The organism is Vibrio sabulosilitoris, from assembly GCF_055391395.1.
Map to the genome: position 1 here is coordinate 38,271 of NZ_AP029599.1, position 13,354 is coordinate 51,624.

General features: G+C 50.6%; 15 protein-coding genes. 12 read left to right on the forward strand and 3 right to left on the reverse strand.

What is annotated here, in order from left to right; all coding sequences use genetic code 11:
- Nucleotides 1-20: 20 nt before the first annotated feature.
- Complete coding sequence (locus ACZ5R2_RS00185) at nucleotides 21-386, forward strand: DUF2061 domain-containing protein (protein ID WP_464900301.1); 366 nt, start codon at nucleotides 21-23, stop codon at nucleotides 384-386.
- Nucleotides 387-508: 122 nt separating this feature from the next.
- Here the strand turns inward: ACZ5R2_RS00185 and ACZ5R2_RS00190 are convergent, their stop codons facing one another.
- Complete coding sequence (locus tag ACZ5R2_RS00190; protein WP_464900302.1) at nucleotides 509-1,288, reverse strand: glycosyl hydrolase 2 galactose-binding domain-containing protein; 780 nt, start codon at nucleotides 1,286-1,288, stop codon at nucleotides 509-511.
- A gap of 245 nt (nucleotides 1,289-1,533) precedes the next feature.
- On the reverse strand, nucleotides 1,534-3,528 hold the full coding sequence (gene tkt / locus ACZ5R2_RS00195; protein ID WP_464900303.1) for a transketolase: 1,995 nt from the start codon (nucleotides 3,526-3,528) through the stop codon (nucleotides 1,534-1,536).
- A gap of 325 nt (nucleotides 3,529-3,853) precedes the next feature.
- On the opposite strand from tkt, the gene metK reads away from it, so the two are divergent.
- The 7 genes from metK (at nucleotide 3,854) to ruvX (ending at nucleotide 9,815) form a co-directional block, all read left to right on the forward strand.
- Nucleotides 3,854-5,008, forward strand: a complete 1,155-nt coding sequence (metK, locus tag ACZ5R2_RS00200) for a methionine adenosyltransferase (RefSeq protein ID WP_438460456.1) — start codon at nucleotides 3,854-3,856, stop codon at nucleotides 5,006-5,008.
- A gap of 526 nt (nucleotides 5,009-5,534) precedes the next feature.
- Nucleotides 5,535-6,329 (forward strand): DUF2189 domain-containing protein, encoded by a 795-nt coding sequence (locus ACZ5R2_RS00205; protein ID WP_464900304.1) that lies wholly within the window; start codon nucleotides 5,535-5,537, stop codon nucleotides 6,327-6,329.
- Between the two features lie 63 nt (nucleotides 6,330-6,392).
- Nucleotides 6,393-6,893 carry a SprT family zinc-dependent metalloprotease gene (locus ACZ5R2_RS00210; protein ID WP_464900305.1) on the forward strand — a complete coding sequence of 167 codons (501 nt, stop codon included), beginning with the start codon at nucleotides 6,393-6,395 and terminating at the stop codon, nucleotides 6,891-6,893.
- 93 nt (nucleotides 6,894-6,986) lie between these two features.
- Complete coding sequence (gene rsmE, locus ACZ5R2_RS00215; protein ID WP_438460459.1) at nucleotides 6,987-7,718, forward strand: 16S rRNA (uracil(1498)-N(3))-methyltransferase; 732 nt, start codon at nucleotides 6,987-6,989, stop codon at nucleotides 7,716-7,718.
- Between the two features lie 12 nt (nucleotides 7,719-7,730).
- On the forward strand, nucleotides 7,731-8,681 hold the full coding sequence (gene gshB / locus ACZ5R2_RS00220; RefSeq protein ID WP_464900306.1) for a glutathione synthase: 951 nt from the start codon (nucleotides 7,731-7,733) through the stop codon (nucleotides 8,679-8,681).
- 86 nt (nucleotides 8,682-8,767) lie between these two features.
- A complete protein-coding gene (locus ACZ5R2_RS00225) occupies nucleotides 8,768-9,331 on the forward strand; it encodes a YqgE/AlgH family protein (protein WP_464900307.1) in 564 nt (187 codons plus the stop codon).
- Nucleotides 9,332-9,392: 61 nt separating this feature from the next.
- On the forward strand, nucleotides 9,393-9,815 hold the full coding sequence (gene ruvX, locus ACZ5R2_RS00230) for a Holliday junction resolvase RuvX (RefSeq protein WP_438460462.1): 423 nt from the start codon (nucleotides 9,393-9,395) through the stop codon (nucleotides 9,813-9,815).
- On the opposite strand, the gene ACZ5R2_RS00235 is transcribed toward ruvX, so the two are convergent.
- Nucleotides 9,812-10,858, reverse strand: a complete 1,047-nt coding sequence (locus tag ACZ5R2_RS00235; RefSeq protein WP_464900308.1) for a type IV pilus twitching motility protein PilT — start codon at nucleotides 10,856-10,858, stop codon at nucleotides 9,812-9,814. The two genes, ruvX and ACZ5R2_RS00235, sit on opposite strands and share 4 nt — an antisense overlap.
- A 24-nt stretch (nucleotides 10,859-10,882) precedes the next feature.
- Between ACZ5R2_RS00235 and ACZ5R2_RS00240 the strand changes: the two genes are divergently transcribed.
- From ACZ5R2_RS00240 to yggU, 4 genes are read left to right on the forward strand one after another with little or no spacing between them, the layout of a single operon-like run.
- Nucleotides 10,883-11,593 (forward strand): YggS family pyridoxal phosphate-dependent enzyme, encoded by a 711-nt coding sequence (locus tag ACZ5R2_RS00240; RefSeq protein WP_464900309.1) that lies wholly within the window; start codon nucleotides 10,883-10,885, stop codon nucleotides 11,591-11,593.
- An 8-nt stretch (nucleotides 11,594-11,601) separates the two neighbouring features.
- A complete protein-coding gene (proC, locus tag ACZ5R2_RS00245) occupies nucleotides 11,602-12,420 on the forward strand; it encodes a pyrroline-5-carboxylate reductase (protein WP_464900310.1) in 819 nt (272 codons plus the stop codon).
- A gap of 20 nt (nucleotides 12,421-12,440) precedes the next feature.
- The gene (locus ACZ5R2_RS00250; RefSeq protein WP_464900311.1) at nucleotides 12,441-12,998 is read left to right on the forward strand and encodes a YggT family protein; all 558 of its coding nucleotides are present in this window, start codon (nucleotides 12,441-12,443) and stop codon (nucleotides 12,996-12,998) included.
- Nucleotides 12,998-13,288, forward strand: coding sequence for a DUF167 family protein YggU (gene yggU / locus ACZ5R2_RS00255; RefSeq protein WP_464900312.1), 291 nt, complete (start codon nucleotides 12,998-13,000; stop codon nucleotides 13,286-13,288). The genes ACZ5R2_RS00250 and yggU overlap by 1 nt, the downstream gene beginning before the upstream one ends.
- The last annotated feature ends 66 nt before the right edge of the window (nucleotides 13,289-13,354 follow it).

The following is a 13,354-nucleotide window of genomic DNA, read 5'->3' on the forward strand; positions in this document are numbered from 1 at the left end:
AGAAAAGTAAAGGTATCACCATGAAAAAGACCATCAGCTTTGCCGCAATCCATTTCTTTATCGCCTTCAGCGTTGGCTACATTCTTACTGGTGACATCATCTTAGGCAGCTTGATCGCCATGATTGAGCCCATGGTCAACACGGTAGCATTCTACTTTCACGAACGAGTATGGAGCACGCTGCACGCGTTACGCCGCCTAGCTCAATCTGCCAAAATCAAAACCATCAGCTTCGCCGTGGTTCATTTCAGCGTCGCCTTTAGTGTCGCTTACCTATTAACCGGCGATATATTGATAGGCAGCATTATCGCCACAATTGAACCGGCCTGTAACACAGTCGCCTACTACTTCCACGAACGCATCTGGTTGCGCCACCAGACGGCTTAAAAAACAGGTGCGAGGTTCGGGGACGGGCTTCGCCCTACGAGGAGCGAGGAGTCTAGTGCACGCGGCTTATTCCTCGCTACTCGGAACGAAGTGTAACCCGCACCTCACCCCCCCCCCTTTTTTCAGGTAGATAAGGTGAAGCGTTTAGGAGCTTGGTCTGGGGCTAGTGCTACTGAAAACGTGTAACAATGTTCCTCAATAAACACGCACAAAGGATGCTTTTGGGGCTCTTTGGGACAAGTGACCCTAGGGGCTTCGACTTGAAATAGTGCCGTTAATCGGGAGGTGCGCATATCAACCGGGAGTTGCAGCGTGACACCGTTAAATTGTACCCCGACAGAAACTAAGCCAAATTGTAGGGCTTGGTAATCTAGATGAACCAGCACCTCACACCCGCCGCCGTGATGCCAAACCTGCTCAACCTCAACCTGATTAAGGCGCACATTGGTCATGCAGTGCAGATAAGGCTCGCTATGAATACCTATCGGCTGTATTGACCCGCCGACGTGGTGGCTATTTTGCTGCTCTTCTTCGAGTAGCCAGTCCTCGTCGTGAGCCAGAAATAGGATCTCAAAACGATTTCGCCCCGGTTGCAGATAGCTGCGAATATCCTTGCGATACTCTTGCTCATCGCCATGGCAGTCATAGACCGCGACCCCATTCACTCGCACCTCGGCGTAGTGTGAGACTTTATCCAGTACTAAGTCGATAGCTGGAGAAGACAGTTCACTATCGAGTTCAATGTCATGCATCAGGTGCCACTCTTGCTGGCTTATCACCTCTTCAGTGAGGGTGCTGGGCAACACCTGACTTAGCTTGGCAGGAAAACAGATGTCGTCCTGAGGTATGGTTAGATCGGTCAGTGGCGAGACCTGCCACAAACCCGCTATTGATAGCTTCATCCTTGTATTTACTCTCTTGGCTTTATTTACTTTCTTATTTAACTGCTTGGCTCTTTTTTTATGGCCGATGTTTTGCAGCGTATACCCAATATGCCTCAAGGTGCATTTTCAGCAAGATTTGCTTAGGTTGCAGCCAAGGCGCTGAGTTGGGTATATAAAAAAAGCCAGAGTCACGATTGCGACTCTGGCCTTTTCAATATTATAGGCTGTATTAGCGCGGGAGCGAGATTAAGCTAATCCGCGGCTTATGCCAATAGTTCCTTTGCAGTTGCAACCACATTCTCAGTGGTGAAACCAAACATCTTAAATAGCTCACCGGCTGGTGCAGACTCACCGAAGGTCGTCATACCGATGATACGGCCGTCAAAGCCAACGTACTTGTACCAGAAGTCCGCAATACCCGCTTCTACTGCGACGCGAGCAGTCACATCTGATGGCAGTACTTCTTCACGGTATGCCGCACCTTGCTTGTCGAATGCATCCGTAGATGGCATTGATACTACGCGAACTTGCTTACCTTCCGCAGTAAGTTGCGCTGCCGCTTCAACCGCTAGCTCAACCTCAGAGCCTGTTGCGATTAGGATAAGCTCAGGCTTATCAGCGCAGTCTTTCAGGATGTAAGCACCCTTAGCAATGTTAGCGACTTGCTCAGCGCTGCGCTCTTGCTGCGCTAGGTTTTGACGCGAGAAGATTAGCGATGTTGGGCCATCTTTGCGCTCAATTGCCAGTTTCCAAGCAACCGCTGACTCAACCTGGTCACATGGGCGCCATGTGCTCATGTTTGGCGTCATGCGTAGTGAAGCCATCTGCTCAACCGGTTGGTGAGTTGGACCATCTTCGCCTAGACCGATAGAGTCGTGCGTGTACACCTGGATGTTTTGCACTTTCATCAGCGCCGCCATACGCATCGCGTTACGTGCGTATTCCATAAACATCAGGAAGGTTGCACCGTAAGGGACAAAACCACCGTGCAGCGCGATACCGTTCATGATCGCTGTCATGCCGAACTCACGCACACCGTAGTGGATGTAGTTACCCGCAAAGTCGTCCGCTTCTAGAGACGTAGAGCCAGACCACATGGTCAGGTTTGAAGGCGCTAGGTCAGCTGAGCCGCCCATAAACTCTGGTAGCATTTGACCAAAGGCTTCAAGCGCGTTCTGTGAAGCTTTGCGCGAAGCGATGTTCGCTGGGTTTGCTTGTAGGTCAGCGATGATTTGGTTCGCTTTCTCTTCCCACTCAGCTGGTAGCTCACCATTGACACGACGCTTGAACTCCGCCGCTAGCTCTGGGTAAGCCGCTTCATACGCTGCTAGCTTCTCTTCCCAAGCAGTTTGCTTAGCAAGACCCGCTTCTTTTGCATCCCACTGCGCGTAAACATCTGATGGGATCTCAAACGGACCGTGTTCCCAACCTAGGAATTCACGTGCCGCGGCAATTTCTTCGTGGCCTAGTGGTGCACCGTGACAGTCATGTGAGCCAGACTTGTTAGGCGAACCGAAACCAATGATGGTCTTAGTACAGATAATAGTTGGACGTGGGTCAGCCTTCGCCGCTTCGATAGCCGCGTTGATCGCTTCAGGATCGTGGCCATCAACCGCTGGGATTACGTGCCAGCCGTAAGACTCAAAACGCTTAGGTGTGTCGTCAGAGAACCAGCCTTCAACTTCGCCATCGATAGAGATACCGTTGTCATCCCAGAATGCAATCAGCTTACCAAGACCCAGCGTACCCGCCAGTGAGCAGGCTTCGTGCGAGATGCCTTCCATCAGACAGCCATCACCCATGAAGACATAAGTGAAGTGGTCAACGATATCGTGGCCTTCTTTGTTGAACTGAGCCGCCAGCGCTTTTTCAGCGATCGCCATGCCCACACCATTGGTGATGCCTTGACCTAGAGGACCGGTTGTCGTTTCAACGCCTGGTGCATAGCCATACTCTGGGTGACCCGGAGTTTTTGAGTGCAGTTGACGGAAGTTTTTCAGATCGTCAATCGATAGCTCGTAGCCGCTTAGGTGCAGTAGAGAGTAGATCAGCATTGAGCCGTGACCATTTGAAAGAATAAAGCGGTCGCGGTTTGCCCACTCTGGGTTCGCTGGGTTGTGGTTTAGGTGAGAACGCCAAAGAACTTCAGCGATATCAGCCATACCCATAGGCGCGCCTGGGTGGCCAGAGTTTGCTTGTTGAACACCATCCATGCTTAGGGCACGGATTGCATTGGCTAGATGTTTACGAGACGACATTACTGCTCCTGAGTGCATGTGCAAAAGAGAAAGAGTTTACCAAGCTGCATTGCAGCGCGGGGTATTGTCGCAGAGGGCACCTGACTCTGCAAACGTTTACTTACCTAATTTGAGTCCAGCCCCAGTTAATACCCCTACTTTTTGTGGCAATTTACGCAAACGATTAACTGGAATTAATGTCAAAAATCACTTGTAATTCAGATGTTGAAAACTAGAATAGACGTCTAGATGTAGAAACACCTACAAAATGAATTTCCTTGATAGCCGCGATGCCAAATTGGGCAGTGAGGTACGGCTATAATCGATCGCTAAAAGTGGAGCTCTCATGGCTAAGCACCTATTCACTTCTGAGTCAGTTTCAGAAGGTCACCCAGATAAAATTGCAGACCAAATTTCAGATGCCGTTCTAGACGCAATTCTTGAACAAGATCCGAAAGCACGTGTTGCTTGTGAAACTTACGTAAAAACCGGCATGGTTATGGTTGGTGGTGAGATCACGACATCTGCATGGGTTGATATCGAAGAACTGACGCGTGAAACCGTGCGTGAGATTGGCTATGTTCACTCTGATATGGGCTTTGACGCAGACTCGTGTGCGGTTCTAAACACCATCGGTAAGCAGTCGCCAGATATCAACCAAGGTGTTGATAAGTCAGACCCTAAAGAGCAAGGCGCGGGCGACCAGGGCATCATGTTTGGTTACGCGACCAACGAAACTGACATCCTAATGCCAGCACCAATCACTTACTCACACCGCCTAGTGCAAAAGCAAGCGGAAGTACGTAAGAACGGCACCCTACCTTGGCTACGTCCAGACGCGAAGTCTCAGGTAACCTTCCAGTACGACCAAGGCAAAATCGTCGGTATCGATGCAGTCGTTCTATCGACTCAACACTGTGATTCAATCTCAACGCCGGATCTGCGTGAAGCAGTAATGGAAGAGATCATCAAGCCAGTACTACCTTCTGAGTGGATCAACAAAGAGACCAACTTCTTTATTAACCCAACCGGTCGTTTTGTAATCGGCGGTCCTATGGGTGACTGTGGTCTAACTGGTCGTAAGATCATTGTTGATACTTACGGTGGTGCAGCGCGTCACGGTGGTGGTGCTTTCTCTGGTAAAGATCCATCAAAAGTTGACCGCTCTGCAGCATACGCAGCACGCTACGTAGCGAAAAACATTGTTGCAGCAGGCATGGCTGACCGCTGTGAGATCCAGCTGTCTTACGCTATCGGTGTTGCAGATCCTACTTCAATCATGGTTGAGACGTTCGGCACTGAAAAAGTACCACACGAGATCATCATCGAAGCAGTACGCCAAAACTTCGACCTACGCCCATACGGCCTACAAGAGATGCTGAACCTTCTTCAGCCAATCTACAAGAAGACCGCAGCATACGGTCACTTCGGCCGCGAAGAGTTCCCATGGGAAGCAACTGACAAGGCAGCAATGCTACGCGAGTTTGCTGGCATTAAATAAAAAAGCCCAAGCAACTATAAAAAAGCCTCAGCCTATGCTGGGGCTTTTTTTCCTGGCGGAAGAGGCGAGAGGCGGGATCGCGTTGCTGCGAGAGGCGAGATGTGATCGTGGACGCACCGCGCTTCATTCAACTCTCTCGCAATTCTTATGAATGCACTATTGCTCACCATTAATTTGCCTTTCACTCTGCGGTAAACTTCTAATCAAAAACGAGCGACTAGCTCGTCGTCTTTTCCTCGCTTCTCGCCTCTCGATTCTCGCCTCTGAAACTTCACCCATGAAGTTTTTGTGAGTTAGATTTGAATTTTTCCTAATCCACATCAATAGTTATATCACTGCGTACGTAAACACCTACCACCACTAATGGTATAGCGTGTGGCGCGGTCTCTGCATCGACATGATGGTTTGTTGTCCTTTGTGCCGCTATGCACCGTATACAGGATATCGGTTGCATTGGGTGCCATGTTTGGCCCCAGCACCTAGTTAGATAACTATATCGTTAGGGTAAACGCATCAAGGAGGAAGCATGCCTCGTACATATCAATCGTCAGACTTTGACAGTAAGAACAAGCCGTCTGACCAAGAGTACGCGCGCACCATACCGTGTAATCAACTATCAACCTCTGCGCCATTTCACTGGTTGGCGCTAGGCCTTAATGACTTTATTCGCATGCCGATCATCAGCGTCTTTTACGGCCTGTGCTTTATGGCGGCGGCTATCGGCATCGTTATGCTAGTTCAAGCTCAGGGAACCCATTTGGTTATCCTACCTAGTCTTATCGTCTATATGTTGATAGGGCCTTTCTTAGCACTGGGTCTATACGACGCCAGTTGGCAGCGTGAAAAAGGCCGCCGTGCTAGCCTGATGCACTCAATGAAAGCGATTGGACGCAACTCATCATCGCAGTGGGCATTCGCGGTCCTTTTGGCTGTGGCGATGATCTTTTGGATGCGTATCGCCGCACTACTGCATGCCCTCTATCCATCAGTTCAGGGAGCGCCATTGAGTGATTTCTTGCCGTTTCTAATTATCGGCTCGGTAGTTGGCGCGATATTGGCAGCGGTGGTGTTTAGCATCTCAGCCTTCTCTATCCCGCTGATGATGGAGCGCCGCGTGGATATGATGACGGCGGTGTTTACTAGCGTAAACGCGGTACGCAACAATATTGGCGCGATGGTGGTTTGGGCAGGGATCATCGGTGGTGGGATACTACTCGGCTTTGCGACCTACGGCATCGGTATGTTATTTACCATGCCTATCCTCGGCTACAGCACCTGGCACGGCTACCACGCTACAATTAAAAAGAAACACCATGACTAGCCAGAGCTTGGCTCTTGGTCAAATATGTGTATCCTAGCCTCGAGTTCACTCGAGGCTTTTATTTTGTTAGACCAACACCTACTCCAGCAAGCCAGCACCCAACTGGCGCATTGTCTAGAACAAGCGCAGCGCTATTTTAAACGCACCTTTCCAGCGCCAAAACTCAGCTACCAACTGCGCGGTAAGGCAGCGGGCAAAGCCTACTTGCAGCTGTGGGAGATCCGTCTTAATCCGATTTTGTTTGCTGAAAACCCGCAAGCCTACATCGATGAGGTAATCCCACATGAGCTGGCGCACCTGCTCTGCTACCGCTTATTTGGTCGCATCAGACCGCACGGTAAACAGTGGCAAATGGTCATGTCACAGGTGTTTGGGCTTGTGCCTAAAACCACTCACTCGTTTGATGTTGCCTCAGTTCAAGGCAAAACCTTTGAGTATCAGTGCTGCTGCAGCCAGCATGCTCTTAGCATCCGTCGACATAATAAAGTTCAGCGTAATCAAGCACTCTACCGCTGTGGGCGCTGCCAAGAGACCCTACAGCATACTGGCAAGCAGCTTTCTTAAATCGAAAGCGCCACAAGCCCTTGTTTTTCAGGCGATGAGCAACCATGTTAGAATGATTAGAATTCGATAAGCTTTTAATTTGGACTCTGCTTTATGCGCGTACCTCGACTATTCCACCCACAGACCATTCATGCCCTTGGTGAGCTTAACCTCAGTGAAGACGCCAGTGGACACATCGGCCGCGTACTGCGCATGAAAGAGGGTCAAGAAGTGCTGCTGTTTGACAACAGTGGTGCCGAGTTCCCAGCGACCATCTCTGCGATCAGCAAGAAACTGGTTAGCGTCAACGTAACCGCGCGCAATGAGGTGGATATTGAGTCGCCACTGGATCTGCACCTTGGCCAGGTGATCTCACGCGGTGACAAAATGGAGTTCACTATTCAAAAATCGGTTGAGCTTGGGGTGAATACCATCACCCCTCTGCTATCTGAGCGCTGCGGCGTCAAGCTAGATCAAAAGCGATTTGAGAAGAAGCTAGCCCAATGGCAGAAGATCGCCATCGCAGCTTGTGAGCAGTGCGGTAGAAATCGCGTTCCTGAGATTCGCCCAATAATGCAGCTTGAGGCATGGTGTAATGAGGACTTTGATGGTCTTAAATTAAATCTACACCCACGCGCCAAGTATTCGATCAACACCCTGCCAACCCCAGTTGAGAAGGTCCGTCTATTGATTGGACCTGAGGGTGGGCTTACCGGTGAAGAGATCGATATGACCCATAATTATAATTTTGAAGAAACCCTGCTAGGGCCACGAGTACTAAGAACGGAAACCGCCGCCCTAACAGCAATTACAGCCCTACAAGTTCGCTTTGGCGATCTTGGCTAAATGGAGAGAAGAATGATCAAGCTCGGCATTGTGATGGACCCAATTTCATCCATCAATATTAAGAAAGACTCTAGCTTTGCCATGATGCTGGAAGCGCAGCGTCGTGGCTATGAGATCCACTACATGGAAATGAGCGATCTTCACCTTGATCAAGGTGTGGCGATCGCTGACACCAAGGTCGTTGAGCTGAAAGAAGATCCTAACGGTTGGTATGAGTTTAAATCCGAGCAGACCATTGAGCTGGCTGAGCTTGACGTGGTCCTGATGCGCAAAGATCCTCCGTTTGATACCGAGTACATCTATGCCACTTACATCCTTGAGCGCGCTGAGGATCAAGGCGCGCTGATCGTCAATAAGCCACAAAGCCTGCGTGACTGTAACGAAAAGCTATTCACCGCATGGTTCCCCGAGCTAACACCAACCACGATCGTGACGCGCAAAGCGGAGAAGCTCAAAGCGTTTCGAGAAGAGCACGGCGATGTGATCTTGAAACCTCTTGACGGTATGGGTGGAGCCTCGATCTTCCGTGTTAAAGAAAATGATCCCAATGTCTCGGTGATCATCGAAACTTTAACCAATCATGGTCAAAACTACGCCATGGCGCAAACCTTTGTTCCAGATATCAGCAATGGTGACAAGCGTATTTTAGTCGTTGATGGTGAACCGATGCCTTACTGCCTAGCACGCATTCCAGCTAAAGGGGAGACCCGTGGCAACCTAGCGGCTGGTGGTCGTGGCGAAGCTCGCCCACTAAGTGAGACTGACCTTAAGATTGCTCAAACAGTCGCACCAACGCTTAAAGACAAGGGCCTGATTTTCGTTGGCCTTGATGTGATTGGTGACAAGCTGACTGAAATTAACGTCACCAGCCCAACCTGTATTCGTGAGATCGAAGCCGCCTTTGATATCTCCATCACGGGCAAACTAATGGATGCGATTGAGCGTCGAGTTCAATCTAAGTAACTCAAGCCACTTAGATTGAGCCTGAGTGATACCCACTCGGCAACGCTGCAAGTGTTGTCGAGTGAGTCAAAACGATTGGAGTCGTTATGAATTTAACCAACCACTTTTTAGTCGCTATGCCCGGAATGCAAGACCCCTACTTCAAAAACAGTGTGGTCTATATCTGTGAGCATAATGAAGAGGGGGCGATGGGACTGATTATCAACGCCCCAATCAGTGTCACTGTGGGCAATATCCTCGAACAAGCCGAAATTACCTCAGGTCAAGAGCGCGTCGTCACCGAGAGTCTCCAGCAACCCGTCCTTAACGGTGGGCCAGTGGCAGAGGATCGTGGGTTTGTGTTGCACAAACCCAAAGATTACTACGAGTCGAGTATCCAGATGACCGATGACCTGACTGTCACCACCTCACGCGATATTCTCTCTGTGCTAGGCACTGAAGCTGAGCCAAGTAACTACCTGGTCACACTCGGTTACTCAGGCTGGACAGCCGGTCAGCTGGAGAGTGAATTAGCGGAGAACTCATGGCTGACGATCGAGGCGGACGCCAGCTTGATCTTCGATACCCCCAATGATGAAAAATGGCGCAAGGCCGTAGAGAAGCTAGGTATCGACCCGGCGCAACTCTCAAGCCTTTCCGGTCACGCTTAAATCACCTAACCAAGCTGACACAGCGTCAGTCACAAAGTAGTAAATAGGAATCCAAAACTGTATGTCTCGCACGATTATGGCCTTTGATTTTGGCACCAAAAGTATTGGCAGTGCTATTGGTCAGGAGATCACCGGCACCGCATCACCACTTCGCGCCTTCAAGGCCAACGATGGTATTCCCAACTGGGACGACATTGAACGCTTGATCAAAGAGTGGCAGCCAAACCTTTTGGTCGTTGGACTGCCGACGGACCTGCACGGCCGTGACCTTGAAACCATCACGCCGCGAGCGAAAAAGTTTGCTAACCGCCTGCATGGGCGTTTTGGCCTGCCTGTTGAGCTGCATGATGAACGCTTGTCGACCGCAGAAGCTCGCGCGGAACTGTTCAGTATGGGGGGCTATAAAGCACTCGAGAAAGGCAATATCGACTGCCAATCTGCTGTCGTGATCCTAGAGAGCTGGTTTGAGGCGCAGTGGGGCTAATACCCACTAGCTGTTGCATCTATATCCCCAAGCGACCTCGTTTGCTCATCTGCACTTATCACTGCTTGGGCGAGTAGCTGATGAGCAGACTGCTCCATAGTTTGCATCCCTTTCGCCGCACCCATCTGGATAATTGATAGCATCTGCGACACCTTATCCTCACGGATCAAATTACGAATCGCTGGTGTCGCCAGCATAATTTCATGACACGCTACCCGGCCCCCAGCCACCCTTTTGAGTAACTTCTGCGCAATCACAGCCTGCAGAGACTCGGAGAGCATCGAACGCACTCGGTTTTGCTCACTACCCGCAAATACATCAATGATCCGATCAATCGCTTTGGCCGCTGAGCTGGTATGTAGGGTTGCAAACACCAAATGCCCTGTTTCGGCCGCCGTTAATGCCAGAGCGATGGTTTCATGATCGCGCAACTCACCGACTAAGATCACGTCTGGATCTTCTCGCAGCCCACTGCGCAGTGCACGGCTAAAACTATCGGTATCTCTATGTACCTCTCGCTGGTTGATCAAACTGCGCTGACTGTGATGAATAAACTCAATTGGATCCTCAATGGTGAGGATATGCTTACTGTAATGGCGATTGATATAATCAACCATCGCCGCCAGCGTGGTGGACTTGCCCGAGCCTGTCGGCCCTGTGACCAGCACTAGCCCTTTATTTAGCTTGGTGATGCGCTCAATAACGGGCGGCGCCCCTAATTGCTCAAGTGATGGGATCTCGGTTGGAATAGTTCTAAATACCGCAGCACAGCCTCGCAACTGATGAAAGGCATTCACTCGAAAGCGCCCGATGTCCGTCAGCTGGCAAGAAAAGTCGACTTCCCGATGCCGCTCAAACTCCTCTTGCAGCTCTTGATGCATGACTTCAAACAGCAATCGATGCACATTGGCGTGAGTCAAAGCCGGTAATTCCAGACTGCGCATCTCGCCATCTATACGAACCATCGGCGTAACCCCTGCAGAAAGGTGTAGATCTGAGGCATTATGCTTTACACTAAATTCCAGTAACTCAGCGATATTCATATAATTTCCTTGGCCTCTAAGACTATGAGTAGTATTCAGAACAATATTGAGCTTATCACCTCACAAATCCGCTCTGCAGAGAAAAACTGTGGACGCACTCGAGACTCTGTCCAATTGTTGGCGGTCAGCAAGACCAAACCTAACCAAGCGATCCTCGAAGCCGCACTGGCTGGCCAGCGCCTGTTTGGCGAAAACTATGTTCAGGAAGGGGTCGATAAGGTTCAGTACTTTAGCCAGCATCACCCACAGCTGGATATCGAGTGGCACTTTATCGGCCCAATTCAGTCGAATAAAACCCGCCATGTTGCCGAGCACTTTGCCTGGGTACACACTATTGATCGCGCTAAAACCGCGCAAAGACTTAACGATCAACGTCCAGAGCACCTGCCGCCACTCAAAGTGCTGCTGCAAGTGAACACCAGCGGTGAGGCGTCTAAATCTGGCCTTGAGCCAGAGCAAGTGGCAAAGCTTGCCAAACTGATTGCCACACTACCGAACCTTGAGCTACGCGGGCTGATGTCAATCCCAGCCAATGTTACAGATTATCAATCCCAGCTAAGCGCATTTTCACAGCTTGCGGAGTTAAACAACCAATTAGCAGCCGACTATGCCAATATCGATACCCTGTCGATGGGCATGAGTGGCGATATGCAAGCGGCAATTGAGGCTGGCAGTACCATGGTCCGTATCGGTACCGCCATCTTTGGCGCTCGCGATTACGCAAATAAAAACTAGAGAAGCTTATGCAACACAAGAAAATTGCCTTTATTGGCGCGGGCAATATGACGCGCTCAATTATTGCCGGCCTAGTCTCAAGTGGCTACCCGGCTTCACAGATCACCGCGACGGCGCCTAGCCAGGCAACGCGTGAAGCGATTGCGCAGCAGTATGGCGTTGTCACCAGCGTTGATAATGAGCTAGCAGCGCAGCAAGCCGACGTGGTCGTGCTCGCGGTTAAACCACAAATGATGGCGCTGGTCGGCGAAGGACTGCAACAGGTCGACTTTAGCCAAAAGCTAGTGATCTCGATTGCCGCGGGCATTCACTGTCAGCGCCTTGAAGAGATGCTCGGCAGCAAGCTTAACCTTGTGCGCGTAATGCCAAACACTCCTTCTTTAGTCGGTGAAGGCATGAGCGGTCTTTATGCTCCGCAGAGCGTGGAGACTGCGGATAAAGACTTTGCCGAGCAACTGATGCGCGCCGTTGGAGAGGTGTGCTGGGTCGAGCAAGAGTCGGGGATCAATAACATTATCGCCGCGGCAGGCAGCTCTCCGGCCTACTTCTTCCTGTTCATGGAAGCGATGGAGCAAGAGGCTATCGCACAAGGGTTTGATAAATCAACTGCTCGCCTGCTGGTTCAGCAATCTGCACTCGGCGCAGCCAAGCTGGTTGTCGCCAAGCCAGAGCTTGAGCTGGCCACTTTGCGCGAGCAGGTCACCTCAAAAGGCGGCACCACTGCCGAGGCGCTACGCACCTTTAATCAGCATCAGCTTTCAGATATTGTATCTAAAGCAATGCGCGCAGCTGTTGCTCGCGCACAAGAGATGGAATCACTAATTTAATACCGCTTTAAGGGCTAACTATGAACTCAATGAGTTTTTTAATTTCTACGCTTTTTGACCTCTACATCATGGTCGTGATCCTGCGCATCTGGCTACAGGCGGCGCGAGCAGATTTCTACAATCCGTTTTCTCAGTTTATTGTCAAGGCGACACAACCGGTCGTTGGGCCACTGCGTCGAGTGATCCCATCGATTGGCAGCCTCGATCTGGCAACCTTGCTGTTTGCCTACGTCCTGTGTGTGCTGAAGTTCGTTGCTCTGGTATTCTTGACCTCAAAAGGGGCAGCTGGCTTTAGCCTTGATTATCTATACCTTGGCTTCCTGTCACTGGTTAAAGCAGCCGGTGGTCTTCTATTCTGGGTATTGCTAATCCGCGCAATCCTAAGCTGGGTCAGCCAAGGTCGTAGCCCAATCGAGTACGTCTTCCATCAATTGACTGAGCCAATGCTAGCGCCAATCCGCCGCTTTATCCCAGCTATGGGTGGTTTTGATTTTAGTGTACTCGTGCTGTTTATTGGTCTTCAGTTCGCCAATTTCCTGATGGGCGACATCATTGGTCCTATCTGGTTTAGACTCTAATGCAAAAACCAGCCAGGCTGGATAGTGATGACCTAGTCCTCAGGCTCTACATCCAGCCTAAAGCAAGCCGTGATGCCCTGATGGGCGTGCATGGCGACGAGCTAAAAATTGCTATCACCGCCCCGCCGGTCGATGGCAAGGCAAACAGCCACTTGACCAGATACCTTGCGAAGTCTTTCAAGGTCGCTAAAGGGGCGATCCAGATTGAGAAGGGTGAGCTAGGACGCCACAAACAAGTCCGAGTATCCTCCCCTCGTCAGTTACCGAAAGAAATTGAAGCCATCCTGTGATGGCTTCGCTATTTAGGGGCGAGGGGCGGGTTACACTTCGTTCCGAGGTGCGAGGATTCTGACACG

Excerpts from the sequence above, each read along its gene's own strand:
- ACZ5R2_RS00185 (WP_464900301.1), top strand. The coding sequence starts at position 21 with ATGAAAAAGACCATCAGCTTTGCCGCAATCCATTTCTTTATCGCCTTC.
- ACZ5R2_RS00190 (WP_464900302.1), bottom strand. The coding sequence starts at position 1,288 with ATGAAGCTATCAATAGCGGGTTTGTGGCAGGTCTCGCCACTGACCGAT.
- tkt (WP_464900303.1), bottom strand. The coding sequence starts at position 3,528 with ATGTCGTCTCGTAAACATCTAGCCAATGCAATCCGTGCCCTAAGCATG.
- metK (WP_438460456.1), top strand. The coding sequence starts at position 3,854 with ATGGCTAAGCACCTATTCACTTCTGAGTCAGTTTCAGAAGGTCACCCA.
- ACZ5R2_RS00205 (WP_464900304.1), top strand. The coding sequence starts at position 5,535 with ATGCCTCGTACATATCAATCGTCAGACTTTGACAGTAAGAACAAGCCG.
- rsmE (WP_438460459.1), top strand. The coding sequence starts at position 6,987 with ATGCGCGTACCTCGACTATTCCACCCACAGACCATTCATGCCCTTGGT.
- gshB (WP_464900306.1), top strand. The coding sequence starts at position 7,731 with ATGATCAAGCTCGGCATTGTGATGGACCCAATTTCATCCATCAATATT.
- ACZ5R2_RS00225 (WP_464900307.1), top strand. The coding sequence starts at position 8,768 with ATGAATTTAACCAACCACTTTTTAGTCGCTATGCCCGGAATGCAAGAC.
- ruvX (WP_438460462.1), top strand. The coding sequence starts at position 9,393 with ATGTCTCGCACGATTATGGCCTTTGATTTTGGCACCAAAAGTATTGGC.
- ACZ5R2_RS00235 (WP_464900308.1), bottom strand. The coding sequence starts at position 10,858 with ATGAATATCGCTGAGTTACTGGAATTTAGTGTAAAGCATAATGCCTCA.
- ACZ5R2_RS00240 (WP_464900309.1), top strand. The coding sequence starts at position 10,883 with ATGAGTAGTATTCAGAACAATATTGAGCTTATCACCTCACAAATCCGC.
- proC (WP_464900310.1), top strand. The coding sequence starts at position 11,602 with ATGCAACACAAGAAAATTGCCTTTATTGGCGCGGGCAATATGACGCGC.
- ACZ5R2_RS00250 (WP_464900311.1), top strand. The coding sequence starts at position 12,441 with ATGAACTCAATGAGTTTTTTAATTTCTACGCTTTTTGACCTCTACATC.
- yggU (WP_464900312.1), top strand. The coding sequence starts at position 12,998 with ATGCAAAAACCAGCCAGGCTGGATAGTGATGACCTAGTCCTCAGGCTC.